This is a genomic window from Curtobacterium salicis (assembly GCF_011759505.1).
Taxonomy (GTDB): Bacteria; Actinomycetota; Actinomycetes; order Actinomycetales; family Microbacteriaceae; genus Curtobacterium; species Curtobacterium salicis.
On the sequence record NZ_JAAOYO010000003.1, the window covers coordinates 14,561 to 36,780 of the forward strand.

The window sequence follows — 22,220 nt, forward strand, 5'->3', positions numbered from 1 at the left end:
ACGCGTCAGTCGGTGGCTGTGGAGGAACGGGTCCGCTGGGCGAACGCGCTCTCGTAGAGGCACACCGACGCCGCGGTCGCGAGGTTCATCGACTCGGCACGGCCGTAGATCGGGACCTTCACCGCACGGTCGACCAGCGCGAGGTCCTCGGCCGTCAGCCCGCGGGCTTCGTTGCCGAACACCCAGACGGTCGGGCCGTCGAGCATGCCGTCGGCGCGGACGTCCGGCAGGTCGTCGCCCGACACGTCCGCCGCGAGGATCGTGTAGCCGAGCCCGCGTGCCCGCTCGATGGAGTCGACCAGGGTCACGCCGACCGAGACCGGCACGTGGAACAGCGAACCGGTGGTGGAGCGGACGACCTTCGGGTTGTACGGGTCGACGCTGCGTCCGGTGAGCACGACGGCGTCAGCACCCGCGGCGTCAGCGGCGCGGATGATGGTGCCGGCGTTGCCCGGGTCACGGACCTCTTCGAGGATGGCGACCAGTCCGGGGAGGACGCCGGGCTCGGCGGTGTCGACACGCGCCTCCAGACGGGCGTCCGGGAAGACGTCCTTGACGGACGTCGGGAACTGCTGGCAGACCGCGACCACGCCCTGCGGCGTCACCGTGTCGGCCATCGCGTCGAGCACCTGCTCGGTGACGAACCAGGTGTCCACCGGGGCGTCGTCGAGACCGTGGCGCGCCGCCGCGGTCGGGGTGACGTAGAGCTCGCGGAGGAGCTCCGGGCGGTACTCGATCGCCTCGCGGACGGCCTGCGGGCCCTCGAGCAGGAACAGCCCGGTCTCGGCACGGACGTCCTTCTTGGCCAGGGCGGCCACGGCCTTGACTCGACCGGCACGGGGGTTCTCGAGGAGTTCGCTCACGGGCCCAGTCTAGGAACCACCGGCTGCCCGGCACGACCGGAGGGCAGATGCCCGACGCCGGGAACGACGGAACCCCCACTCCACAGGGAGCGGGGGTTCCGGTGCACGGGTGACGTGGCTCAGGCTGCCTTCGGCGCCGAGGTGTCGGCCGGCAGGGCCTTCTTGGCGGTCTCGACGAGCGCGGCGAACGTCTCGGCGTTGTTGATCGCGAGGTCCGCGAGGATGCGACGGTCGACCTCGACGCCGGCCAGGGCGAGACCCTGGATGAGGCGGTTGTAGGTCAGGCCGTTCGCACGCGACGCAGCGTTGATGCGCTGGATCCAGAGGCGACGGAACTCGCCCTTCTTCGCGTGACGGTCACGGTACGCGTAGACGAGGGAGTGGGTGACCTGCTCCTTCGCCTTGCGGTAGAGGCGCGACCGCTGGCCGCGGTAGCCCTCTGCGCGCTCGAGGATGACGCGACGCTTCTTGGCGGCGTTGACCGCTCTCTTGACTCTTGCCATTGATCTGTTCCTTTACGATCCGGGTCGACTCAGTGGCCGAGGAGCTTCTTGACGGCCTTGACGTCGGCCTTCGCGAGGACCTGGTCCTCGTTGAGGCGGGCCTTGCGCTTGGAGGACTTCACCTCGAGGTTGTGGCGCATACCGGCCTGCTGCTTCATGATCTTGCCGCTGCCGGTGATCTTGAAGCGCTTCTTCGACCCGGAGTGGGTCTTCTGCTTGGGCATCGTGGTGCCTTTCCGTGGGGTGGATGGGGACCGCGTCGAGCGCGGATCGGCCTGGGAGGACCTATTCGGCCGAGGAGTCGACCGGGGCTGCTGCTGCGGCGGGGCCCGACGCGGGCTCGTCCTCCGGCTTGGCCTTGGCGGAGTGCTCGGTGGCCTTCCGCTCGGCCTTCTCAGCGGCACGCTTGGCGTTCTGCTCGCCCTTGACGTCCGACTTGTTCTTCAGCGGCGCGATGATCATCGTCATGTTGCGGCCGTCCTGGGTCGGACGCGACTCGACGACGCCGAACTCGGCGATCTCCTCGGCGAACTTCTGGAGGAGTCGGACACCCTGCTCGGGACGCGACTGCTCGCGACCGCGGAAGAGGATCATCGCCTTCACCTTGTCGCCACCGAGGAGGAACCCCTCGGCACGCTTGCGCTTCGTCTCGTAGTCGTGCACGTCGATCTTCAGGCGGAAGCGGACCTCTTTCAGGTCGGTGTTGACCTGGTTGCGGCGGGCTTCCTTGGCCTTCTGAGCGGCTTCGTACTTGAACTTGCCGTAGTCCATGATCTTGGCCACGGGCGGCTTCGAGTTCGGCGCGACCTCGACCAGATCCAGCTCGGCTTCCTGCGCGAGGCGCAGTGCAACGGCGATGGGGACAACGCCGACCTGCTCGCCCTGGGGTCCGACCAGTCGGACCTCGGGGACGCGGATTCGGTCGTTGGTACGGGGATCGGTGATGCGGAGCTCCTTCAATCAGGTGGTGGCCGTCCGGGGCGTTTGCCCGGGACGACGGCACGAGAGAGGAGATCTGACGCACGGATCGGGACCCGTTCGGCAGCCGCCCGACGCCGACCCGCTCGATCCGGCTTGCGCCGGTCTTCGTGGTCCGGCCTGCCGTTGCCCACGTGGTGGACCCCGGCGGAGCGGTGGTGACCCGGTAGCCTTGGTGCAGCCGCGGGTGGGAGGAACTCCTCTTTCGTGACGCTGTCCTGATCCGGGCCATCCCGGGTGCAACCGGAACGATCCGTGTGCGACCGGAAGGATCCGGGCGCGCGGACAGTGTCTGCCGTCGGCGAGTCTAGCAGAGGAGCACCGTGACCGACACCCCGAGCAACCCGGCCCCCACGTTCGACGACCTGGGCGTCGACGGATCGGGATCCGACGAGGCCGCGCGCGACATCGCCGAGGTCCCCGCGATCGAACTCATCAACACCGTGGCCGTCCACCTGCTCAGCGCCGCCGCCGTGAAGGTCGGCCTGGCGGACGACCCCGAGCAGCAGACCGACCTCGACGAGGCGCGGAAGCTCATCACCTCGCTCGCCGGTCTCGTCACCGCCGCCGCGACCGAGATCGGCGACCAGCACGCGCGTCCGCTCCGTGACGGGCTGCGGTCGGTACAGCTGGCGTTCCGCGAGGCGTCGGCGATCCCGGACGCACCGGGCAAGGGTCCGGGCGAGAAGTACACCGGACCCGTCAACTAGCGGTCCGCACGATCGGACGGGAGGCCCGTGGCGGAGTCGCCACGGGCCTCCCGTCCGTCATCGGGTCGCGCTGCGTCCGCAGCCGACGGCGGTCAGCCCGCCGAGCGCGCGACCAGGCGGTCGACCGCCGCGACCGGGATGCCCACCCAGGTGGGTCGGTTCCGCGCTTCGTAGACGACCTCGTAGACCGCCTTGTCGAGCTCGAACGCGTCGAGCAACGCGCGGTGCACGCGCAGGTCGGACCCGCTGCCCCGCTCGTACCCGTCGAGGAACGCGTTGCGCGCCTCGTGCGCCCAGTCGCCCGTCTCCACGGGATCGTCCTCGTGCGCGAGTGCACCGGCGACGTAGTCGAAGGACCGGAGCATCCCGGCGACGTCCCGGAGTGCGACGTCCGGCCGCGACCGCTCCGGCATCGGGCGGAGCGGTTCGCCCTCGAAGTCGAGGAAGACCCATCCGCGGGGCTCGGGCGCCGACAGGACCTGACCCAGGTGCAGGTCGCCGTGGATGCGCTGCATGGTCGGCCACGGCACCGTGGCGGCCCGGTCGTACACGCGACCCACGGCGGCGGCGTGCTCGGCGACCTGCGGCACCTCGGCAGCCGCGGTGTCCAGCCGGCGACGCATCGTCGCGATCGCCTCGTCCACCTGGTCCGGACCGGACGTCGCCGTGGGCATCGCACCGGCGAGGACCGTGTGCACCTCGGCGAGCGCCGCACCGAGCCGGTCGGCGGCGCTGGCGAAGGACTCACCGTTCCGCGCGGCGGTCACGGCGACGCGCCAGGCGTCCTCGAGACCGGGCAGGAACTCCTGCGCGAAGGCGAGGTGGCCGTGTGCGGTGCCGCCGGGCTGGCCGGCGTCCGGCCACTCGCCGGTGAGGGCACCGAAGGTGCGCGGGACACGGACCGAGCCGGCGCTCGACAGCGCCCGCTGGGTGGTGACGTCCGGGTTCTCGCCGTCGTGCAGGACGCGGAAGACCTTGGTGATGACCTGGCCGTTCTCGGCGGTGCCGCAGATCACGGACGTGTTCGACTGCTCACCGCTGAGGACGCGGGCGTCGGTGACCGGCCCGATGTGCTCGCCGTCGGCCTCGATCCGGCCGAGCAGCCACCGCGCGTAGGCGACGTCGTGCGGAGCGTCGTAGACCGCTGCGCCGTCGAGTTCGGTGACCAGGGCGTGCGCGAGCTCGGGGACCGCCGCCGGACGGACGGTGAGCGGCACCTGGTAGAGGACGGGACCGGTGGGGGCGTCGTCGAGGACGAAGAGGGTGCGGATCGTCGCGTCCGGGGTGGTGTCGGTCTGTTCGGCGACGACCCGGATGCTGGGGGTCCCGCCCTTGGCGGCGTACCACCGTTGGTCGGCCATCCAGCCGGCGACGGCGGTCTCGAAGGGGTCGGCGTGCACAGCGTCGGTCATGTCGGGGACGCTACCCGTCACTGCTGCGCCGGTCCGCGGGATCGCGCACACGGGCGGTCCTCCTCCTGCACAGGACGGCGGCGGACGGGAGGCTGTCCACACGTCCCCGGGACCGGTCCGGTCCCGGGGACGTCCGGTCGACACTGGTCCGCATGCACGAACCAGACAACTTGCGACGCTCCGGACGACGGTCGGCCGTCAACTCGCCGACCGTCGGTCCGGACCGGGACGGACGGTGCTCACCCGCCTCTGATCAGGACGTGCACTTCGTGGTCGAGAACTCGTTCGAGCCGACCACGTCGTTGTCGCAGGACACCGTGTTGCCGAGGACCGGGCGGAAGGCGAATGCCACCCCGTCGCTGTTGCCCAGGTCCACGGTGTTGCCGGAGAACGTGTTGTCCGTTCCCCACCCGTCGAGCAGTTCGTGTGTCTGGAACCCGTCGAGGATCGAGTGCACCCCGCGGTTCCCCGTGACGCTCCAGCCGTTGCCCTTCACGTCCACCCAGGAGTCCGCGTGGTTCTGACCCTGCATGCCTGCGCCGTCGAAGGAGTTGTCCGACAGCACGCCGCCGGTGGTCCCCTCCTTGATGTCGACGTTCTCGGCCGCGGTGTCGGTGATCGTGTTCTCCGTCACCACGTTCCGGTCGCTGCGGTCCGGCTTGCAGTCGGAGACGTCGCACCAGTTGTTCTTCGACGAGCCGATGTAGATGCCCTCGCCGAACTTCGGCTTCCGGAGACCGGTGTCGGAGACGTGGTTGCCGCGCACGGTGTTGTCGCTGCTGTTGCCGCGGACGTGCATGGCCTCGTCGCCGATCTTCCGGACCGTGAGACCCTGCAGCACCGAGTGCTGGGTGTCGTCGAGCATCACGCCCTTCTGCCCGTTCTGCACGGTGAAGCCGGACAGCGTCCAGTACGCGCCGCCGTCGAGGTGCATGACGTACCCGTCGGTCGGGTCGCCGCCGTCGAGGACGGCACCGCTCCCACCGCACAGGGCGATGGGCTTGCTCGCCGTGCCCGTCGCCGTTCCCTCGAAGTTCCCGTCGTAGGTGCCGTCAGCGAGGGCGATGACGTCACCGGGCGCGGCGTCCTCGAGCGCGGACGTGAGCGCGTCAGCGGTGCTGACCCGTCGGGTCGGCGAGGAGCACGCGGCTGCCGGGGCAGCCGTGGCCGTCCCGGTGGAGCCGGCTGCCGTGCCGCTCGACGTCCCGCTGCCCTCGTCACCGCCCTTGCCGTCGGATCCGCCGTCGCCACCCAGGGTGCCGAGCTCCGGGGTGCGACTGGCACTCGGTGCCCGGCCGGGGTCGGCCGTCGCCGAGGAGCTCGGTGTCTGGGGGGCTGCGAGGGTCTCGGGGCCGCGCACGGCGGCACTGACACCCCAGATCCCGCCGACGAGCACGGCTCCGGCCACGAGCCCCACGGCGCCGGACAGGATCTGCACGCGATGTCGTTCGAACAGGTTCGTCATCCGCGTCACCGGCCCGTCGCGGCGAGCGCCGCGTCGACGTCGGTGCCGTCGGACCGGGCGGCGTGGGCTGCGCGCCGGCTGCCGTCCTGGTCGGCCTGGAGCTGTCCGGCCTCGGCCATCGGCGACGACACCGGCGAGGCCGGCAGGCCCAGCGTGGTCGGGTCGATGACACCGCGGGTGAAGGAGGACAACGGCGCGAGCTTGGCGTACGGGTGCTCACGGGCATCGCCGCGGCGACCGCGGATGACGCCACCGATGGCCGCGACCACGACGATCAGCAGCAGGATCAGCCACAGCACGGTGAGGGGCTGGAAGATGCCGCGGAGCGTCACGAGCAGCGGCTTGGTGGAGTGCCAGCCGGTCGTGGTGTTGCCGTGTTGAACGGCATCGTCGGAGCGTGCCAGGTCGATCGCACTCGGTCCGCGCCCGGAGACGGAGTTGTCCGTCACGGTCGTGCCCTTCGATGCTCCGACCACCGTGACGCCGTGGGTCCGCGCGCCGGAGATCTCGTTGCCGTCGACGTCGGCGTCCGACGCACGGCTGTAGATCCCGATGTCGGCGCCCGCGATCGTGTTGTCGCTGACCTCGGAGGACCGGACACCGTCCAGCACCGAGATGCCGTTCTGCAGCGAGCCCTTGATGACGTTGTTGCGCACGGTGGTCTTCACGGCGTCCTGACCGACGACGATGCCCATCCGGTTGCCGTCCATCGTGGAGCCGCTCACCTTGACGTTCTCGCCACCGAGCACCTCGACACCGTACCGCCCGTTGTCGGACGCGGTGCTGTCGGTCAGCGAGTTGTTGCCGTAGTCACCCGTCGGCATGCCGACGGCGTTCGGACCGTCGGCGAGCGCTCCGCCGTTGAGGGTGATGCCGTTGCGGCCGTTGCGGTTCGCGGTCACCTGGCTGAGCACGATGCCGGTGGAGGCCCGGGTCATCTTGATCCCGTCCACCCCGTTGTCGTGCGAGTCGACCGAGGACAGCGTGCTGTTGGTCACGTAGCGGTGCAGGACGAGACCGTCGATGAGCGAGTTCTCGATGGTGGAGTCCGACATCACGACGCCGTCGGCGCTCGTGAGGAACAGGCCGTACGCGTTGCCGTCGAACTCGGTGTGCTGGATCTTCGCCGAGACGAAGCTGTAGGACCCGGCCGCCGTGCTCTCACCCGGGGTGGTCCCGTCGACGGCACCGGTCGGCAGCAGCGTGGTGCCGAAGACGTCCTTGGTCGTGCGCAGGGTCTTCGCCGCCTGGGTGCCGGAGGCTGCGTCGAGCGTGGACAGGTCGGTGCCGGTCAGGGACACGCCGCCGGTCGTGCCGCTCCAGAAGCCCAGGTCGCGGAACGACGCGTAGTTCAGGGTGGCGGTCCCGCCCTGGACGCGGACGTACGCGCGGCCGTCGGTGGTGTCCGTGTCGACCTTGCCGGCCTGCGGGTCCCACGAGTCGATGATGACGGGGGCCTTGCCGGAACCGGCGATCTGCAGCGCTCCGGCCTGTGTGACGATCGACACGAAGCCGCGGTCGTCGCTCTCCATGTGGATGTGCAGGCCGTCGGGGCTCGCGAGCTGCAGGGTCGCGCCGTTCTCCACGACGATGTTCTCGCTGAGCAGGTACGACCCGTCGGGCTGCTTCACGAACGTCGACGGTGCGAGCTGCTTCAGGTCGTTGACGGTGTAGGCCGAGCCGCGTGCGACGAGCACCAGGGTGTAGGAGCTGCCCGTGGCGAGTCGGTACGGCTTCGTGGTCACGAGGCCGCTCCACCGGGCAGCCGAGGCCAGCGCCCGCACGTTGTAGATGCGTTCGTTCTCGGCGGCGACGAGCTTGGCCTCCTTGTTCGGGCTGCCGGGGTAGGCCTTGCCCGTGACGACGGTGGGCTGCCCGGCTGCCGGTGCCGTCGTCGCGGCCTGGGCTGCGGTGGGCAGCGACAGGACGCCGGCGCCGGCGAGCGTCAGGACGAGCGCGGACGCGGTCGCGATGCGGCGACGGCGGGTGGACGTGGTGCGGGTCGGGTCGGTGCTCATGCTGCCGCCACCTCTCCGCCCTGGAGGCCCGCTGCCGGCTGCGACGCACGTTGCGTCCCCGACGTGGTGGCCGTTGCCGGCTCGGCCGCGTGGGACGCGGCCGCCGGAGCGGACTGGTCCGTGGTCGGCGCAGCCGTGGTGGCTGCGCCCGCAGGCGGTGCCGTCATCGCAGACGCTCCCGCCATCGCGGACGCTCCAGCCATCGCCGGTGCTCCCGCCATCGCCGGTGCTCCTGCCATCGCGAAGGCCGGAGCCGCCGCCGGTGCCGATGCCGGTGCCGGTGCCGGTGCCGGGACGGTCTGCACGGCCGGACGGCTCGCCGGGCCGTCGAGGGTCGCCGCAGTCTGTCCGTCGCCGCCCATCTGGTCGGCGTGCCGGGTCAGCCAGCCCTGCTTGTTCATCGTGACGAACGAGAACACCTTGATCGGCAGCGCGATGACGATCACCACGATGGCCAGGATCGGCAGGACGAAGAGGTCGAGCGGGTGACGGCGCAGGTTCGAGAACCCGCGGACGGCACGACCGGCGAGCAGCCAGGCGATGGTGAACGCGGCACCGATGACGCTGAGCTCCAGGCGGCTGAACAGCAGGTACCACATGGTGATGCCCATGGTGACGGGGGTCAGGATGATCTGCAGGACGGTGATCTTCGTGACGAAGGGCACGCGCCAGATCCAGCCCTTGGCGATGGCCGTCAGGTAGGTCCGGTACGAGTTGCGGCTCCAGCGGATGCGCTGCTTGAAGAACGCCTTGCCGGTGGCCGGGAACATCGAGAGGGCCTTCGCGCTCTCCTGGTGCACGGTCTTGAAGCCCGAGGCCAGCACGAGCCAGGTCAGGCGGCCGTCGTCACCGGCGACGCAGCGGCGACCGAGGAAGAACTCGTTCTCCAGGTTGTCGAGCACGGGCAGCACGGCCGAGCGACGGTACGCGGCAGTGCGACCGGACAGGCACGGCACGGCACCGGCGGCGCCCATGGCGGGCACGTAGTTGAAGTACCGGAGGTTGACGAGCCAGTCGGCGATGATGCGCCAGATGCTCGAGTTGCGCTGGTAGACGTTCTGCTGCGTCCCGACCCCGCCGACGGTCGTGTCGACGAACGGCATCTGCACGTTCTCGAGCAGGCCCGGCTCCCAGCTGGTGTCGGAGTCGACGAGGACGACGACGTCGTACCGTGCGAGCCGGATGCCCTGACCGAGGGCGCTGCGCTTGCCGACGTGGTGGAACAGGATCGGCTTCACGGTCGGGTCCCCGACGGCGACGATGCGCTGGTACGCCTCGGTGTCGGCGACGTCGAGCACGATGATGATCTCGTCGGGGTTCTGCGAGCGCCAGGAGTCGAGGCAGCGGAGCAGGATGTCGGGGTCTTCGTGGTAGCTCGGCACGACGACGGAGGTCGTCGTGCGGAAGCCGTTGACCACCGGCTTCGCCCGCGCCGACAGCACGACGCGGTAGAGCCACAGGGCCCACACGATCACACCGGCGATGCCGACGGGCACGTACTTGAGGGCTTCGTGGCCGAAGGCGACGAGCTGGTCGATGACGACCTGGGTCGATGTCTGGGATGCGGCGAGCGCGGCCAGGGTGTCCATGGGTTCGGGTCCTTCGGACTGGCAGGGTGGATGATCCGGGGCGCTCGGTGGGTGGCCGGGCGCGGACCGGTCGGCGAGTGGGTGGCTCGCGCGACGGTCGGTACGGCGTCGTGGTGAGGACGCTAGGTGGAGCGTCGACCGTGCGACAAGGGGCTGCGGGGCACTCTTGCGCGTTCGCGCAAGGGGCTGCGGATGTGCGGGTCACGCGCTTTCCGGACCTGTGCGTCCTGCGGGTCCCGAGGACCGCTCGTCCGTCCGGGCCCGGCGGCTGTACAACGATGTACCGCGTCCACCAGCATGGGGTCATGAACGCGCACCTCGGCAACGACGCCGCACCGGCCCTCCCGCTCGCCAGTCGTCAGGACGGCGAGTACCCGCGCCCGCAGATGATGCGGTCCCACTGGGCGGACCTCGACGGCACCTGGTCCTTCCGCAACACCGGAGACGACCCCGCCTGGCGGGACGGCTTCCCGGACCCCCGCGACATCGTCGTGCCGTTCCCGCCGGAGTCGGTCGCCTCGGGCATCGACGAGCCGGACTTCCACCCGGTCGTCTGGTACTCACGGCTGATCACCGCGGCGGACCTGGCGGCCGCGGGGCACGGCACGGACGCACCCCGCGTGCTGCTGCACTTCGGCGCGGTCGACCACCGAGCCCGCGTCTGGGTCGACGGCCGGTTCATCGGTGAGCACGAGGGCGGCCACACCCCCTTCACCCTCGACGTGACCGAGGCACTCGGCACCGAGCCGAGCACCGACAGCCCCGCCGCGACCGACACGAGTCCCGGCGCCGGCTCGCACACCCTCGTGGTCCGCGCCGAGGACGACCCCCACGACCTCACCCAGCCCCGCGGCAAGCAGGACTGGCACGAGCAGGCGCACGACATCTGGTACCGCCGCACGACCGGGATCTGGCAGACCGTCTGGCTCGAGGCCGTCCCGACCACCGCGATCCGGGCCCTCCGCTGGACGAACCTCGACCACGAGACGATGCGCCTCACGGTCCGGCTGACCGGCGAGCACCCGGCGGGGACGCGCCTCCGGGTCGAGGCGACGTGGTCGGAACACGACGAGCACCTGGCGACGGTCGAGACCACCGTCGGCCCGACCGCCCACGAGTGCGAACTCGTCGTGCCGATCGCCCGGCAGGCGAACGGCCAGGCCGAGCAGGAGCTGCAGTGGAGCCCGGACGCACCGCACCTCGTCGACGCGGTCGTGACGCTGGTGGCGCCGGAAGGGGCCGCGGTCGATGCGGTCAGCTCCTACTTCGGGATCCGCACGACGCGCATCGGCGGCGGTCGGTTCCTGCTCAACGACCGCAGCATCGACGTCCGGAGCGTGCTCAACCAGGGCTACTGGCCGGACTCCCACCTGACGGCTCCGTCACGGCAGGCCCTCCGACGCGAGGTCGAACTCATCAAGGAGCTCGGGTTCAACGCCGCCCGGAACCACCAGAAGATCGAGGACCCGCGGTTCCTGTACTGGGCGGACCGGCTCGGCCTGATGGTCTGGGGCGAGGCCCCGGGCGCCTACGCGTTCTCCCCCACCGCGGTGCAGCGGCTCATGCGCGAGTGGATGGACGCCGTGGAGCGCGACGCCTCGCACCCGTCGATCGTGACGTGGGTGCCCGCGAACGAGAGCTGGGGCGTGCAGCACATCGCGACCGACCCGGCGCAGCAGGCCTACGCCCGGGCCCTGGCCGACGTCACCCGGGCGCTCGACCCGACCCGGCCCGTCATCTCGAACGACGGCTGGGAGCACCCGGACTCCGACATCCTCTCGGTGCACGACTACGAGGGCGAGGGCGACCGCCTGGCGCGGACCTACGCCGACGACGCCGCACGCACGCGGCTCCTCGCGGGTCTCGGGCCGGCGGACCGGCTGATCCTGGTGGGCGGCGCGGTCGACCGGGGGCAGCCCGTGATGCTGACCGAGTTCGGCGGCGTGAACCACCAGCCGGGTGCCCAGCGCGACGACGCGTGGGGGTACACGACGGCCGCGGACGGCGACGACTGGATCGCCCGCATCACCGCGCTGTACGACGCCGTGCGCGCCAGCTCGTTCCTGGCCGGCAGCTGCTGGACGCAGCTCACCGACACGATGCAGGAGACGAACGGGCTCCTCAACGCGGACCGCACCCCCAAGGAACCGATCGAGCGCATCCGCCGCGCGGTCCTCGGACGCTGACGGACCCCGGATGCTGACGGGCCCGGGACGCTGACGGACCCCGGACCGCCACGACGACGGCCCCGGAGACGACGGGACGGGAGGCGCGTGACCTGCTGGTCACGCGCCTCCCGTCCGTCGTCGGTACCGCCGCCGGTGGTCCGGCTACTGCGCCAGGAAGCGGAGCACCGCCTCGTTCCACTCGTCGCGGTGCGACGCGAGGACGCCGTGCGGGCCGCCCTCGATGACGTGGACCTGCGCGTTCGGGATCTTCTCGGCGGTCCGCTTGCCGGAGACCTCGAACGGCACGATCCCGTCGGCGTCACCGTGGATGACGAGCGTCGGGACGTCCACCGTCGTCAGGTCGTCGCGGAAGTCTGTGGTGGCGAACGCGACGGTGCAGTCGAGCGTGCCCTTCGGGGACGCGAGTTCCGCGATCGCCAGGTCGTAGGCGCGCTGGTCGTCGCTGACGAGCGGCTTGTGGGTCAGCGTGGGCTTGCCGCCGGCCGTGTAGAACATGTCGACGAACTCGTGCAGGAAGGCCGGACGGTCACCGGTGATGCCGTTCGCGAACCAGTCCGCCAGGCCCTGGTCGACGCCGCCGTCCGGGTTCTCGTCCGACTTCCACAGGTACGGCGGAACGGCGCTGGCGAAGACGAGCTTGGCGACCTTGCCGGTGCCGTAGGTGGAGACGTAGCGGGCGAGTTCACCGCCGCCCATCGAGAAGCCGATGAGGGTCACGTCGGTCAGCCCGAGCTCGGTGATCAGCTTGTCGAGGTCCGCCGCGAAGGTGTCGTAGTCGTACCCGCCCCACGGCTGCGAGGACTGCCCGAACCCGCGGCGGTCGTAGGCGATGACGCGGTGGCCGGCCGCGACGAGCGCGGGGACCTGCCCCTCCCACGACCGGCCGGACAGCGGCCACCCGTGGATGAGGACGACCGGTGCGCCGGTGCCGAAGTCGTCGTAGTGCAGGTCGATGTCGTGCCCGTTCTCGGCTCCGACGGTGATGAACGGCATGGTGCCTCCAGGTGGTTGGTCTCCAGGGAACGCTCGCGATGCAACGCCCGGCCGCTGAGCGCGGCCTGTTGGTCGTGCGGCGAGCGGACACGCGCACGTCTGGGAGGATCGGGCGCGTGACGGACCTGCTGGAGACGACCCGGACCTCCGAGCCGACCCGCCTCCGCCGGACGGTGACCGCCGTCCTGGAGGCACGCTCCAGCAGGTGGACCACTCCCCTGCTGCTGTGGCTGGCATCGCGTGTGGTCAGCACGCTCCTGCTCGGCACCGTGTACCTGCTCGCGACCGCGAACGGCTGGCACTTCGCCTCGTACCGGCGCGAGCCGTCGTTCGCCACGTTCTCCGGCTCGTGGGACGCGTCCTTCTACCGGACCATCGCGGAGCACGGCTACCCGCGGGTCCTGCCGACGGACGCTGCGGGGCACGTCGTGCCGAACCCGTGGGCGTTCCTGCCGCTGTTCCCCGGGGTCGTCCGCGCCGTCATGTCCCTGACCGGTGCCTCGTTCTGGGTGGCCGGGGTCCTGGTGGCGACGCTCTGCGGGGCCGGGGCGTGCGTCGTGCTGTTCCGACTTGTGCTCGCGGTCGCCGATGCCCGCCGTGCCCGATGGGCGACGGCGCTCTTCGCGTTCGGTGCGACGGGCTACCTGCTGCAGGTCGCGTACGCCGAGAGCATGTTCCTGCTGCTGCTGTTCGGGGCGCTGCTCGCGCTGGTCCGGCGGCGGTACGGGCTCGTCGCGGTCCTCGGCGTGGTCGCCGCGTTCACCCGGCCCGGGGTGCTGGCGCTCGCGGTGGCGGTGGCGGTGCACCTCGTCGTGCGGTGGGTCGCGGCCCGGCGTGCTGCCGGAGCGGCCGCCGTCGACGGGGAGCCGTTCCCGTGGCGGGAGCGGGTGGCGGTCGTCGTCACCGGTCTCGTCGTGGCCGCGTCCGGACTCGCCTGGCCGGTGGTGGCGTCGACCGTGACCGGGCGGCCGGGCGCGTACCTCGACACCGAGCTGTCGTGGTGGGTGGGGTTCGTCGGTCGGGTGGACTTCACACCGCTGACGCCGTGGTTCCTGATGGCCGGACGGTGGCTCGGGCCGGCGGGACTCGTCCTGGTGGTCGTCGTCCTGGTCGCCACCGCGTGGTTCCTCGGCCGGCGCGACGTCCGGTCGCTCGGGCCCGAGGTGCTCGGGTTCGTGGTCGCCTACGTGGCGTACCTCGTCGCGGTGTTCCTGCCGCAGCAGAGCCTGCCGCGGCTGCTCATGCCGGCCGCACCACTGCTGGGGTCGGACGTGTTCCTGGCGACGCGCCGACGGGCGGTCGGCTGGCTCGTCACGGGGGTGTGCCTGCAGGCCGTCGCGGTCGTGCTGCTCTGGTTCCTCGGGTTCCCCTGACGGACTACGCGTCGAACGTGTGGAACCAGGCGGTGCCGCCCGGGTGCTGCACGGTGATCATCTCGTCGAGGTCCCGGTAGGGGCCGTCCTGGTTGTGGCTCGCCGACTTGATGCGGATCGCGCCGTCGGACTCGGTGAAGACCTCGGACACGATCGTGGTGTGGTCCGGTGAGCCGTTCGCGTTCCAGTCGAACATGACGATGTCGCCGACCTTGACGTGCTGGCGCTCGTCCGAGGTCCTCCGGGTCAGACCGAACGTCGACGCGTTCTGGTCCAGCCAGGGGTCCATCGCGGGGCAGTAGGTCCACGTGGCCGAGTGCTCGGCGCCGCCGGCCCGGTTGTACCAGTCGTCCCGCTGCTGCCAGCCGCGCGCCTGGAGCGTCTGGTTCACGTAGTTCGCGCAGTCGCCGCCGATCGGGTTCATCGTCCCGTACTCGGCGGTGTTGTAGTCCGACCAGTGCCGCATCGCGTACTCGAGCTGCCGGTCGACGTCGGTCTTCGCCGCGTACGCCACCGTCGTCGTGGCGACGGCGGTGCCCGCGTCGGGGACCGCGGCAGCGGTCGAGGTCGGCGTCGGCGCGTCGGAGTCCTGCGTCGCACCGACCTGGCCGTCGTTCGCGGCGCTGCCGTTGCCGTCGGAGGTCTGGTTCGCGGACGCCACCGGCCGGACCGCGGTGGTGAACAGCGCGACGTCGGCCGATCCGGCGGTGTACATCGCCTGGTGCGGCGCGGTGAAGGTGACCCGCGTCGCACTGGCCGCGACGTCCCGCGCAGCGACGCCGCCGACCGTGACGCCCGCCACCGACGCGAGGCCCGTGCCGGTCACCGTCACGGTGACCCCGCCGGCGAGCGGGATCTCGGCGGGAGCGACCGACGTGGCGGTCGGCTTCGCCCCGGACCCCGACCTCGGGCTGGCCGTTCCGGACCCGGCAGCGCCGGTGCCCGTGGCACCCGAGCCGCCGGCGCCCGAGCCGCGGGGCGTCGAGGCCGATCCGGGGCCGGAGCCGTCGGAGGAGCAGGCAGCGGCGACGAAGCCGACACCGGTGATGCCGGCGAGGGACAGGAGGGTACGGCGCGTGATCGGGGCAGTCATGACGTGTCCAGGCTAGGCGACGCGGTCGGGAGACGGCCCGTCCGACGCGGTGCGCCGGCCGGGGATCAGGCCTGCGGCTGCGCGACCGTGATGTTGACGAGCCAGGTGATGCCGAACCGGTCGGTCACCATGCCGAACTCGTCGCCCCACGGCGCCCGGGTCAGCGGCTCGAGCACCGTGCCGCCGTCGGAGAGCGCGGCGAAGTAGCCACGGAGGTCGTCGGCGTCGTCACCGTCACCGTCACCGGAGAGCGACATCGAGATGTTGTTGGTGTCGGAGCGTCCCATCGACGCCGGGGTGTCCGACGCCATGAGCACGTAGCCCCGGTCGGTCTCGAGCTGCCCGTGCATGACCTTCTCCGCGTCGGCCGGGTCCTGGACGGCACCCATCTCGGCGAACGTCCCGATGCGCAGGTCACCGCCGAACACCGACCGGTAGAACTCGAGCGCCTGCCGGGCGTCGTCGCGGAAGCCGAGGTAGGGGTTCAGCCGTGAGGTCATGGTGGGCTCCTTCGTCCGCCGCTCATGGTGCCAGCGGCCGGAGACCGCCGCAAGGTCGGATCAGGTGCAGGAGACGTCGCGGTCGATGGTCGACGACCCGAAGGCGGTCTCGATCTGCGTCATGGCGATCGTGCCGCCGGACAGCGGCGTACCGGAGCAGGCCTGCCGGGCCTTCGTGATGGTGCTCTTGCCGAGGGCGATCCAGTTCGACCGGCCGTGGAGCGTGCTGCTCGACGAGACGGTGCCCGCGATGGTCTTCCACTGCGACGCGGTCGAGTAGATGCCGATCGTCCGGACGCCGCCGGCCTTCAGCCCGGAGACCATGCCCTCCATCGCCGCGCGGTTCTGGGCGGTGCTGGACTGGTACGACAGCCCGGTCTCGACGTCGAGCCACCACCGGTACGCCGACGGGCGGGCGATGCCACGAGCCGTCACGTCGTCGTAGCCGCGCGCGTAGCCGTACATGAACGAGCACGCGAGGGTCAGCTGCTTCGCGCCGCCCTTCGTCCCGCACTTCCCGAAGCGGTTCGCGGGCGCCGTGCCCTTGTAGGTGTTCGACTTCGGCCAGACCGAGGCCTGCAGGCCCGGGTTCGCGAAGAGGACGTACAGCTGGGTCTTCGGCTGCGCGGAGCCACCGACGGACTGGCCGGCCCACGACAGCTGCTCGGCGAGGCACGGGTTCGTCGTGTTGCCGAGGTCGGCGTTGACGCCGACGATGGCGAAGGCCTGCCCGGTCGGCACCGCCTTGCCGCACTGCGGCCACGAGATGTCCACGCCGGTCGGGGTCACGGCAGCGGAGGCCGCTCCGGTCGGGCCGGCGACGGCGAGCCCCGCGGCGACGACGACGGCTGCCGCGACGGTGGCGACGAGACGATTGAGACGGACCATGTTCTCCCCCTGACAGGACCCCGGTGCGGGTCGACCGCGCCGATGGCGCACCAGGAGTCTAGGAGACAGCCTCCGACGAACACAGGCCCAGCCGACGATCGGCGGCGGACCGCCTGGTGCGCAGCCAGCCTGATGGGCGGCCAGCCCGGTGGGCAGACAGCAGAACGGCCCGGAACCATGTGGTTCCGAGCCGTTCTGTCACGTGGTGGAGCTAAGGGGATTCGAACCCCTGACCTTCTCATTGCGAACGAGACGCGCTACCAACTGCGCCATAGCCCCAAGTGCTCGACCACGATAGCACCGGGTCGCAGTGATCCGAAATCGGCCCGCAGCCCTCGGGCGCGCCGCCGTCGGTGGGACCGCGCGACGCCGCGGATCAGACCGCGCGACGCCGACGCATGATCGCGTCGAGGTCGGTCTGGCCGTACACGTCGTCGCCGATGACCCCCATGCCGGCCCAGCGGCTCGGCGTCGACGGGGTCTCGTCGGCGTCCGCGGCAGGAGCGTCGACACCGGCAACAGCACCGGCACGAGTGGGAGCAGGCGCCGCCCGCAGCCCGAGCCGTTCGGCCAGGCGCCCCTGGTCGTGCGACGACAGCGCCGCCGCGGCCTCCTCGACGTCGGCCCGCATCCGCGACACCCGGGCGAGCGACGGGTCGGACTCGGCAGCCCGGATCGCCGCGGCCTCGGCCTCCGCCTCGGCCTTCGCCTGTGCGACCCGCTCCCGCAACCGGGCGGCCAACACCGCGGACGACTCCGGCGAGGGCTCGGGGGCCGCGGGCGCCTGGACGTACAGGGGCTTCGGGACGGCGCCGGGCGTCCAGGTCCGCTCAGCGGGTGCGACGTCGGGCTGTTCGATCGACAGTGGCGGCGCCGGATCGGTCCAGGTGGTCGTCGGACGGGAGGCGCGGCGCTGCTCCGGCGCACCGGCTGCGGCCCGTCGACGGCGAGCGGTCGCGACCTGGTGCAGCTGTGCGAGCACGGCAGCGGACCCGCCGGCCGCGACGAGTCCGGCGACCGCGACGATCCAGGCGCCCGGTGCGACGACGAGGACGACGACCGCCGTGAGGAGCCCGAGGGCACCGAGCGTCGTGGCACCGAGGCGGGAGCGACGCATGCGCATCGCGGTGAGTGCGGGCACGGACGACACCTGCTCGAGGACAGGGGCCTGCGCGGCCAGACGACGGGTGATCTCGCGCTGCCGTGCGGCTTCGTGGGCGCGGACGATGGCGGCGCGCTTGGCCTCTTCCGACCGGGCGACTCGCTGCGCCTCGGCGAGGGACTTCGCGTTCATCTCGATGCGCACCTCGTCCGGCAGCTCAGCGGTCTGCGCCAGGATCCGGAGGGTCTGCTGCAGTCGGATGGCGTTCCGCTCGGTCGCCAGGTACTCACGTCTCGCCGCCCACGCCGGCATCAGGTACACGACCCAGAGCACTGCCGCCACGAGCAGCACGACGCCGCCGCCCCAGGTCCCGAATCCCATGGGGCAACGGTAGGGGGAGCGCACCGCCGGGACGCCCATTGCCGGGAGCGTGTCGAGCGAGTCGCGACGGATCCGCCGGACGGGGGGCGTTCCTCCCGTCCGGCGGCGGCGTCGACGGCGTCGACGGGGCTGGCGGGTGCGTCGTCGCTCAGCCGCGCGGCGAGATGGGCAGCGGCACGGCCGCTTCGTCCCAGGCCTCGTCCGGCACACGGCCGGCACCGAGCGGGACCGGCCCGCGGACCCAGCGGTCCAGGACGCCGTCGCGCACCTCTTCGGCGACCAGGCCGAAACAGAAGTGGTCACGCCAGTCGCCGTTGATGTGGATGTACCGGCGCCGCAGGCCCTCGTAGCGGAAGCCGAGCTTCTCCACGACCCGGAGGCTCGGGGCGTTCTCCGGACGGATGCAGATCTCGAGGCGGTGGATGCCGACGACCCGGAAGCAGTGGTCGGTCGCCAGGGCGACCGCGGTCGGGGTCACGTTGTGACCGGCCGCGTCCTGCACGACCCAGTACCCGATCGACGCGCTCGCGAGCGAGCCGTACGTGATCCCGGACACGTTCAGCTGGCCGACGAACCGGCCGTCGAGTTCCATCGCGAACGGGAGGCCCAACCCGGCCCGGGCGTTCGCCTGCAGTGCGCGGATGCTCCCCCGCACGTCGGAGGACGCCATGCCGGAGGGGTTCGTCGCCTCCCAGGTGCGGAGCCAGGAGCGGTTGCCCGCGAGTGCGAGGTCGAGGTCGCGGGAGTCACGGACCCGGAGGGGGCGGATGGTGACCCGCCCGTGGGTGAGGGTCGGGATCGTCGTCATCGCTTCTGGTTCCTCCGGTGTCCCGATGTGGTCGGGACGGGTGTCCCGCACGGGCCCGGGTTCACCGGACCCGTACGGGATGGGTCGACTCATTCGCCCGCGTTGAACTCCTTGAGCCAGGACTTGAGGTCCGGCCCGAGGTCCTCACGGTCCGAGGCGAGCTGCACGATCGCCTTGATGTAGTCGAGTTTGTCACCGGTGTCGTAGCGGCGTCCACGGAAGACGACGCCGTACACGCCCCCTGTCCATTCCTCGGCGCTCGCCATCTTCATGAGCGCGTCGGTGAGCTGGATCTCGCCGCCCTTGCCCGGCTCCTGCTTCTCGAGGACGTCGAAGACCTCGGGGCGGATCACGTAGCGGCCGATGATGGCGAGGTTCGAGGGGGCTTCGCCCTGCGCCGGCTTCTCGACCAGGCCGGTGATCTTCACGACGTCGTCGGTGTCGGTCGGCTCGACCGTGGCGATGCCGTAGAGGTGGGTCTGCGACTCCGGGACCTCGAGGAGCGCGACGATCGTCGCGTTCTTCTCGCCCTGGACCTCGATCATGCGCTTGAGCAGCGGGTCGCGGGCGTCGATGATGTCGTCACCGAGGAGCACGGCGAACGGCTCGCGGCCGACGTGCATCTTGGCGCGGAGCACCGCGTGGCCGAGGCCGAGCGGGTCACCCTGACGGACGTAGTGCATGTCCGCGAGGTCCGTCGACTGGTTGACCTTCTGCAGCTTCTCGTGGTCGCCCTTCTTGCGGAGGGTCTCCTCGAGCTCCGACACGTGGTCGAAGTGGTTCTCGAGTGCGTTCTTGTTGCGCCCGGTGATCATGAGGACGTCGGTGAGGCCCGCGTCGACGGCCTCTTCCACGACGTACTGGATGGCCGGCTTGTCGACGACGGGGAGCATCTCCTTCGGCATCGCCTTGGTCGCGGGGAGGAAGCGCGTGCCCAGCCCTGCGGCGGGGATCACGGCCTTCGAAATCTGGAAGCCCATGGAGCGACCGTATCCGATCCCCTTTTCCGGGGCATGTCAACGGATAGGGGGACACCGAGATCGGCGGGAAGCCGCATCGCCCGGCGTCGCTACACTCGTCGCCATGACCGCCGATCTCGGGAACGAGAAGCGTGCCCTGCGAGCCGACCTCCGGCAGCGGCGGCGCAGCCGGACCTCGACCGAACGTGACGCCGACTCGTCGTCCTTGACGGCGACGTTGCAGCGGTTCGTCGAGGAGCGGCAGATCACCTCGGTCGCCGTGTACCTCTCGGCGCCCGACGAGCCCGACGTCCGTCCCTTCCTCAACTGGGCGTTCGAGCAGGGCATCCGCGTGCTCCTGCCGGTCACCCGCGAGGACGGGCTGCTCGACTGGGCGGTCGGCGACGGCGCCTCCGAGCGCGAGGGGCTGTTCGGCATGCCCGAGGTCGTCGGCGAGGTCCTCTCCCCCCTGGCGATCAACGACGTCGACGCGATCCTCACCCCCGCGGCGGCGGTCGGCCACGACGGCGTCCGGATGGGCTGGGGCCGCGGCTACTACGACAAGACCCTCGGGTCCATGGCGCGTCGCCCGCCCGTCTATGCTGTGGTGTTCGATGCGGAGTACCTCGAGGAGGTCCCGCGCGAGCCCCACGACGAACCCGTCGACGGCATCATCACGCCGTCACGCATCATCACGTTCCGGAGTTGACGTGCCCACCTACTCGTACCGCTGCACCGAGTGCGGCAACGCGTTCGACATCAAGCAGTCCTTCTCCGACGACGCCCTCACCGAGTGCCCGGTGTGCGGCGGCGTCCTGCGGAAGGTCTTCTCGCCGGTCGGCGTGACCTTCAACGGGGGTGGCTTCTACCGGACGGACTCGCGGCCGGCGCCGAAGAGCGAGGGCAGCAGCGGCTCCGGGTCGTCGAGCTCCGGCTCCGGCTCCTCCGGGTCCGGAACGTCGGGCTCCGGGTCGTCCGGGTCCGGATCGTCGGGCTCCGGCTCCTCCGGGTCGGGATCGTCGGGCTCCGGGTCGTCGGGCTCCGGTTCCTCCACGGGCTCCTCGGGCTCGGGATCGTCGGCCTCCGGATCCTGACCGACGCCGCGCCTCCTGGATAGGTTGGAGCGGGCCACCGCACGGTGGCCGTCCACGACAGAAGGGGGGCTCACGTGAAGGGCTTCAGGGAGTTCCTGCTCCGCGGCAACGTCATCGACCTCGCGGTCGCCGTCGTCATCGGTGCCGCGTTCACCGCCATCGTCACGACGATCGTGAACTCGCTCATCAACCCGCTCATCGGTGCCGTGTTCAACGCGTCGAGCCTCGACAAGGCGCTGGTCTGGGCCATCCCGACCGTGTCCGGGGGCAGCGCGCGGATCCTGTTCGGCGCGATCATCGGCGCGGTCCTGAACTTCGTCATCGTCGCCGCCGTGGTGTACTTCGCGCTCGTGGTGCCGGTGAACCACCTCAAGAAGGTCGCCTTCGACCGGGTGAAGAACAACGACGAGCAGACGCCGCAGGACGTCCCGCCGACCGACGTCGAGGTGCTGCTCGAGATCCGCGACCTGCTCCGTCGGCAGGGTGGCGACGACGGGATCGTGTCGACGGGTGGTGGCGCACACGTCGCACCGTCGACCGCTCCCGAGGGCCCCGGGATCGCGGGCACGACCAAGCTGTAGTCCGGCACGCGGACGCCGAGCGGGCGTGACACCCCGCCGGCCGTCCGCCGGGCGACGCAGGCTGCCGAGCGGCGTGGGCGGCGTGGGCGGCGCGAGCGGGACGCCTACGCCGGGGCGCGCTGCGTCCGGTGCTTCCGGGACATCTCGGCCGCGTACTGCAGCCCCGCCAGGACGTGCCCGATCGTCCCGAGCCAGACGAACACGAGCGCGACGTTCCGGATCCAGTGGTGGTCCGCCGCGACCGAGGTCGACGAGAACAGCAGCACCGGCAACCCGACGAACAACAGCGCCGACCGGACCTTGCCGGTCCACGTCACGCGCAGGTCCGGGTTGCCGCGGAACCACGCACTCGACAGGGCGAGCAGCGCCAGGTCGACGGCCACCACGATCGCGACGACGATCCACGGCAGCAGCCCGACGAGCACGAGCGACAACACGATCGCGACGATCGCCAGCCGGTCGGCGATCGGGTCGAGGGCCTTGCCGAGCGCGGACTCCTGGTGCAGCCGACGCGCCAGGAACCCGTCCGCCCAGTCGCTGACCCCGAGGACGACCAGCGACGCCAACGCCCAGCCGGGGTGTCCGGCGACGACGAGCGCCACGTAGACCGGGATGAGGACGAACCGCACCATCGTGATGAGGTTCGGCCACGTCTGCCAGTCGGGCCGGGTCCGCCGGGAGGGCTCCGTCATCACACGCTTCCGTTCGGGGTTCGGGACCC

General features: G+C 71.2%; 22 protein-coding genes, 1 tRNA gene and 1 pseudogene. 6 read left to right on the forward strand and 18 right to left on the reverse strand.

Annotated elements, in window-relative coordinates:
• Positions 1-5: 5 nt before the first annotated feature.
• The 4 genes from E9228_RS08575 to infC all read right to left on the reverse strand — a co-directional run bounded on the left by E9228_RS08575 (position 6) and on the right by infC (position 2,326).
• Positions 6-863, reverse strand: a complete 858-nt coding sequence (locus E9228_RS08575) for a TrmH family RNA methyltransferase (RefSeq protein ID WP_166780192.1) — start codon at positions 861-863, stop codon at positions 6-8.
• Between the two features lie 119 nt (positions 864-982).
• The gene (gene rplT / locus E9228_RS08580) at positions 983-1,366 is read right to left on the reverse strand and encodes a 50S ribosomal protein L20 (protein ID WP_111073735.1); all 384 of its coding nucleotides are present in this window, start codon (positions 1,364-1,366) and stop codon (positions 983-985) included.
• A gap of 29 nt (positions 1,367-1,395) precedes the next feature.
• Positions 1,396-1,590 (reverse strand): 50S ribosomal protein L35, encoded by a 195-nt coding sequence (gene rpmI, locus E9228_RS08585; protein ID WP_111073736.1) that lies wholly within the window; start codon positions 1,588-1,590, stop codon positions 1,396-1,398.
• A 61-nt stretch (positions 1,591-1,651) separates the two neighbouring features.
• The gene (gene infC, locus E9228_RS08590; RefSeq protein ID WP_166780193.1) at positions 1,652-2,326 is read right to left on the reverse strand and encodes a translation initiation factor IF-3; all 675 of its coding nucleotides are present in this window, start codon (positions 2,324-2,326) and stop codon (positions 1,652-1,654) included.
• Positions 2,327-2,709: 383 nt separating this feature from the next.
• On the opposite strand from infC, the gene E9228_RS08595 reads away from it, so the two are divergent.
• Complete coding sequence (locus tag E9228_RS08595) at positions 2,710-3,054, forward strand: DUF1844 domain-containing protein (protein ID WP_204610714.1); 345 nt, start codon at positions 2,710-2,712, stop codon at positions 3,052-3,054.
• 92 nt (positions 3,055-3,146) lie between these two features.
• On the opposite strand, the gene E9228_RS08600 is transcribed toward E9228_RS08595, so the two are convergent.
• The 4 genes from E9228_RS08600 to E9228_RS08615 all read right to left on the reverse strand — a co-directional run bounded on the left by E9228_RS08600 (position 3,147) and on the right by E9228_RS08615 (position 9,538).
• A complete protein-coding gene (locus E9228_RS08600; RefSeq protein ID WP_166780195.1) occupies positions 3,147-4,466 on the reverse strand; it encodes a maltokinase N-terminal cap-like domain-containing protein in 1,320 nt (439 codons plus the stop codon).
• Positions 4,467-4,719: 253 nt separating this feature from the next.
• Positions 4,720-5,931, reverse strand: a complete 1,212-nt coding sequence (locus E9228_RS08605; protein ID WP_166780196.1) for a right-handed parallel beta-helix repeat-containing protein — start codon at positions 5,929-5,931, stop codon at positions 4,720-4,722.
• A 5-nt stretch (positions 5,932-5,936) separates the two neighbouring features.
• Positions 5,937-7,949, reverse strand: a complete 2,013-nt coding sequence (locus tag E9228_RS08610; RefSeq protein ID WP_166780197.1) for a right-handed parallel beta-helix repeat-containing protein — start codon at positions 7,947-7,949, stop codon at positions 5,937-5,939.
• Positions 7,946-9,538: a glycosyltransferase gene (locus E9228_RS08615; RefSeq protein ID WP_166780198.1), complete on the reverse strand. Its 1,593-nt coding sequence runs from the start codon at positions 9,536-9,538 to the stop codon at positions 7,946-7,948. Before E9228_RS08615 ends, E9228_RS08610 begins: the two co-directional genes overlap by 4 nt.
• 305 nt (positions 9,539-9,843) lie before the next feature.
• Here E9228_RS08615 and E9228_RS08620 point away from each other — a divergent pair, with 305 nt between their 5' ends.
• On the forward strand, positions 9,844-11,724 hold the full coding sequence (locus tag E9228_RS08620; protein ID WP_166780199.1) for a glycoside hydrolase family 2 protein: 1,881 nt from the start codon (positions 9,844-9,846) through the stop codon (positions 11,722-11,724).
• A gap of 144 nt (positions 11,725-11,868) precedes the next feature.
• Here the strand turns inward: E9228_RS08620 and E9228_RS08625 are convergent, their stop codons facing one another.
• Positions 11,869-12,720, reverse strand: coding sequence for an alpha/beta fold hydrolase (locus E9228_RS08625; protein WP_166780200.1), 852 nt, complete (start codon positions 12,718-12,720; stop codon positions 11,869-11,871).
• Positions 12,721-12,836: 116 nt separating this feature from the next.
• Between E9228_RS08625 and E9228_RS08630 the strand changes: the two genes are divergently transcribed.
• The gene (locus E9228_RS08630; RefSeq protein WP_341849848.1) at positions 12,837-14,093 is read left to right on the forward strand and encodes a hypothetical protein; all 1,257 of its coding nucleotides are present in this window, start codon (positions 12,837-12,839) and stop codon (positions 14,091-14,093) included.
• Positions 14,094-14,097: 4 nt separating this feature from the next.
• Here E9228_RS08630 and E9228_RS08635 read toward each other — a convergent pair whose 3' ends face one another.
• The 7 genes from E9228_RS08635 to galU form a co-directional block, all read right to left on the reverse strand.
• Positions 14,098-15,186, reverse strand: coding sequence for an amidase domain-containing protein (locus E9228_RS08635; protein ID WP_166780201.1), 1,089 nt, complete (start codon positions 15,184-15,186; stop codon positions 14,098-14,100).
• Between the two features lie 65 nt (positions 15,187-15,251).
• Positions 15,252-15,686: a VOC family protein gene (locus E9228_RS08640; protein WP_166780202.1), complete on the reverse strand. Its 435-nt coding sequence runs from the start codon at positions 15,684-15,686 to the stop codon at positions 15,252-15,254.
• Between the two features lie 60 nt (positions 15,687-15,746).
• A complete protein-coding gene (locus E9228_RS08645) occupies positions 15,747-16,574 on the reverse strand; it encodes a glycoside hydrolase family 25 domain-containing protein (RefSeq protein ID WP_166780203.1) in 828 nt (275 codons plus the stop codon).
• 203 nt (positions 16,575-16,777) lie between these two features.
• A tRNA-Ala gene (locus E9228_RS08650) sits at positions 16,778-16,853 on the reverse strand.
• Positions 16,854-16,950: 97 nt separating this feature from the next.
• Positions 16,951-18,057, reverse strand: coding sequence for a hypothetical protein (locus E9228_RS08655; protein WP_166780204.1), 1,107 nt, complete (start codon positions 18,055-18,057; stop codon positions 16,951-16,953).
• Between the two features lie 148 nt (positions 18,058-18,205).
• The gene (locus E9228_RS08660) at positions 18,206-18,865 is read right to left on the reverse strand and encodes a GNAT family N-acetyltransferase (protein ID WP_166780205.1); all 660 of its coding nucleotides are present in this window, start codon (positions 18,863-18,865) and stop codon (positions 18,206-18,208) included.
• An 89-nt stretch (positions 18,866-18,954) separates the two neighbouring features.
• A complete protein-coding gene (galU, locus tag E9228_RS08665) occupies positions 18,955-19,845 on the reverse strand; it encodes a UTP--glucose-1-phosphate uridylyltransferase GalU (RefSeq protein WP_110904961.1) in 891 nt (296 codons plus the stop codon).
• A gap of 103 nt (positions 19,846-19,948) precedes the next feature.
• Between galU and E9228_RS08670 the strand changes: the two genes are divergently transcribed.
• Together E9228_RS08670 and E9228_RS17560 are read left to right on the forward strand one after the other, a co-directional pair.
• On the forward strand, positions 19,949-20,533 hold the full coding sequence (locus E9228_RS08670; RefSeq protein WP_166780206.1) for a 5-formyltetrahydrofolate cyclo-ligase: 585 nt from the start codon (positions 19,949-19,951) through the stop codon (positions 20,531-20,533).
• Positions 20,439-20,675, forward strand: a pseudogene (locus tag E9228_RS17560) (FmdB family zinc ribbon protein); the annotation flags it as partial. The gene E9228_RS08670 and the pseudogene E9228_RS17560, both read left to right, overlap by 95 nt.
• A gap of 14 nt (positions 20,676-20,689) precedes the next feature.
• Here the strand turns inward: E9228_RS17560 and E9228_RS17565 are convergent.
• A complete protein-coding gene (locus tag E9228_RS17565; protein ID WP_341849876.1) occupies positions 20,690-20,878 on the reverse strand; it encodes a hypothetical protein in 189 nt (62 codons plus the stop codon).
• A gap of 114 nt (positions 20,879-20,992) precedes the next feature.
• Between E9228_RS17565 and mscL the strand changes: the two genes are divergently transcribed.
• Positions 20,993-21,499 carry a large conductance mechanosensitive channel protein MscL gene (gene mscL / locus E9228_RS08680; RefSeq protein WP_166780208.1) on the forward strand — a complete coding sequence of 169 codons (507 nt, stop codon included), beginning with the start codon at positions 20,993-20,995 and terminating at the stop codon, positions 21,497-21,499.
• 104 nt (positions 21,500-21,603) lie between these two features.
• On the opposite strand, the gene E9228_RS08685 is transcribed toward mscL, so the two are convergent.
• Positions 21,604-22,191, reverse strand: coding sequence for a CDP-alcohol phosphatidyltransferase family protein (locus tag E9228_RS08685; RefSeq protein WP_166780209.1), 588 nt, complete (start codon positions 22,189-22,191; stop codon positions 21,604-21,606).
• Positions 22,192-22,220: the final 29 nt, after the last annotated feature.

Bases quoted from the DNA above. Each gene is read 5' to 3' on its own strand.
- E9228_RS08600 (WP_166780195.1), bottom strand. From the start codon at position 4,466: ATGACCGACGCTGTGCACGCCGACCCCTTCGAGACCGCCGTCGCCGGC.
- E9228_RS08620 (WP_166780199.1), top strand. From the start codon at position 9,844: ATGAACGCGCACCTCGGCAACGACGCCGCACCGGCCCTCCCGCTCGCC.
- rpmI (WP_111073736.1), bottom strand. From the start codon at position 1,590: ATGCCCAAGCAGAAGACCCACTCCGGGTCGAAGAAGCGCTTCAAGATC.
- E9228_RS08605 (WP_166780196.1), bottom strand. From the start codon at position 5,931: ATGACGAACCTGTTCGAACGACATCGCGTGCAGATCCTGTCCGGCGCC.
- E9228_RS08645 (WP_166780203.1), bottom strand. From the start codon at position 16,574: ATGGTCCGTCTCAATCGTCTCGTCGCCACCGTCGCGGCAGCCGTCGTC.
- E9228_RS08610 (WP_166780197.1), bottom strand. From the start codon at position 7,949: ATGAGCACCGACCCGACCCGCACCACGTCCACCCGCCGTCGCCGCATC.
- E9228_RS08685 (WP_166780209.1), bottom strand. From the start codon at position 22,191: ATGACGGAGCCCTCCCGGCGGACCCGGCCCGACTGGCAGACGTGGCCG.
- E9228_RS08640 (WP_166780202.1), bottom strand. From the start codon at position 15,686: ATGACCTCACGGCTGAACCCCTACCTCGGCTTCCGCGACGACGCCCGG.
- E9228_RS08670 (WP_166780206.1), top strand. From the start codon at position 19,949: ATGACCGCCGATCTCGGGAACGAGAAGCGTGCCCTGCGAGCCGACCTC.
- E9228_RS08615 (WP_166780198.1), bottom strand. From the start codon at position 9,538: ATGGACACCCTGGCCGCGCTCGCCGCATCCCAGACATCGACCCAGGTC.
- E9228_RS08625 (WP_166780200.1), bottom strand. From the start codon at position 12,720: ATGCCGTTCATCACCGTCGGAGCCGAGAACGGGCACGACATCGACCTG.
- E9228_RS08655 (WP_166780204.1), bottom strand. From the start codon at position 18,057: ATGGGATTCGGGACCTGGGGCGGCGGCGTCGTGCTGCTCGTGGCGGCA.
- E9228_RS08660 (WP_166780205.1), bottom strand. From the start codon at position 18,865: ATGACGACGATCCCGACCCTCACCCACGGGCGGGTCACCATCCGCCCC.
- galU (WP_110904961.1), bottom strand. From the start codon at position 19,845: ATGGGCTTCCAGATTTCGAAGGCCGTGATCCCCGCCGCAGGGCTGGGC.
- E9228_RS08635 (WP_166780201.1), bottom strand. From the start codon at position 15,186: ATGACTGCCCCGATCACGCGCCGTACCCTCCTGTCCCTCGCCGGCATC.
- rplT (WP_111073735.1), bottom strand. From the start codon at position 1,366: ATGGCAAGAGTCAAGAGAGCGGTCAACGCCGCCAAGAAGCGTCGCGTC.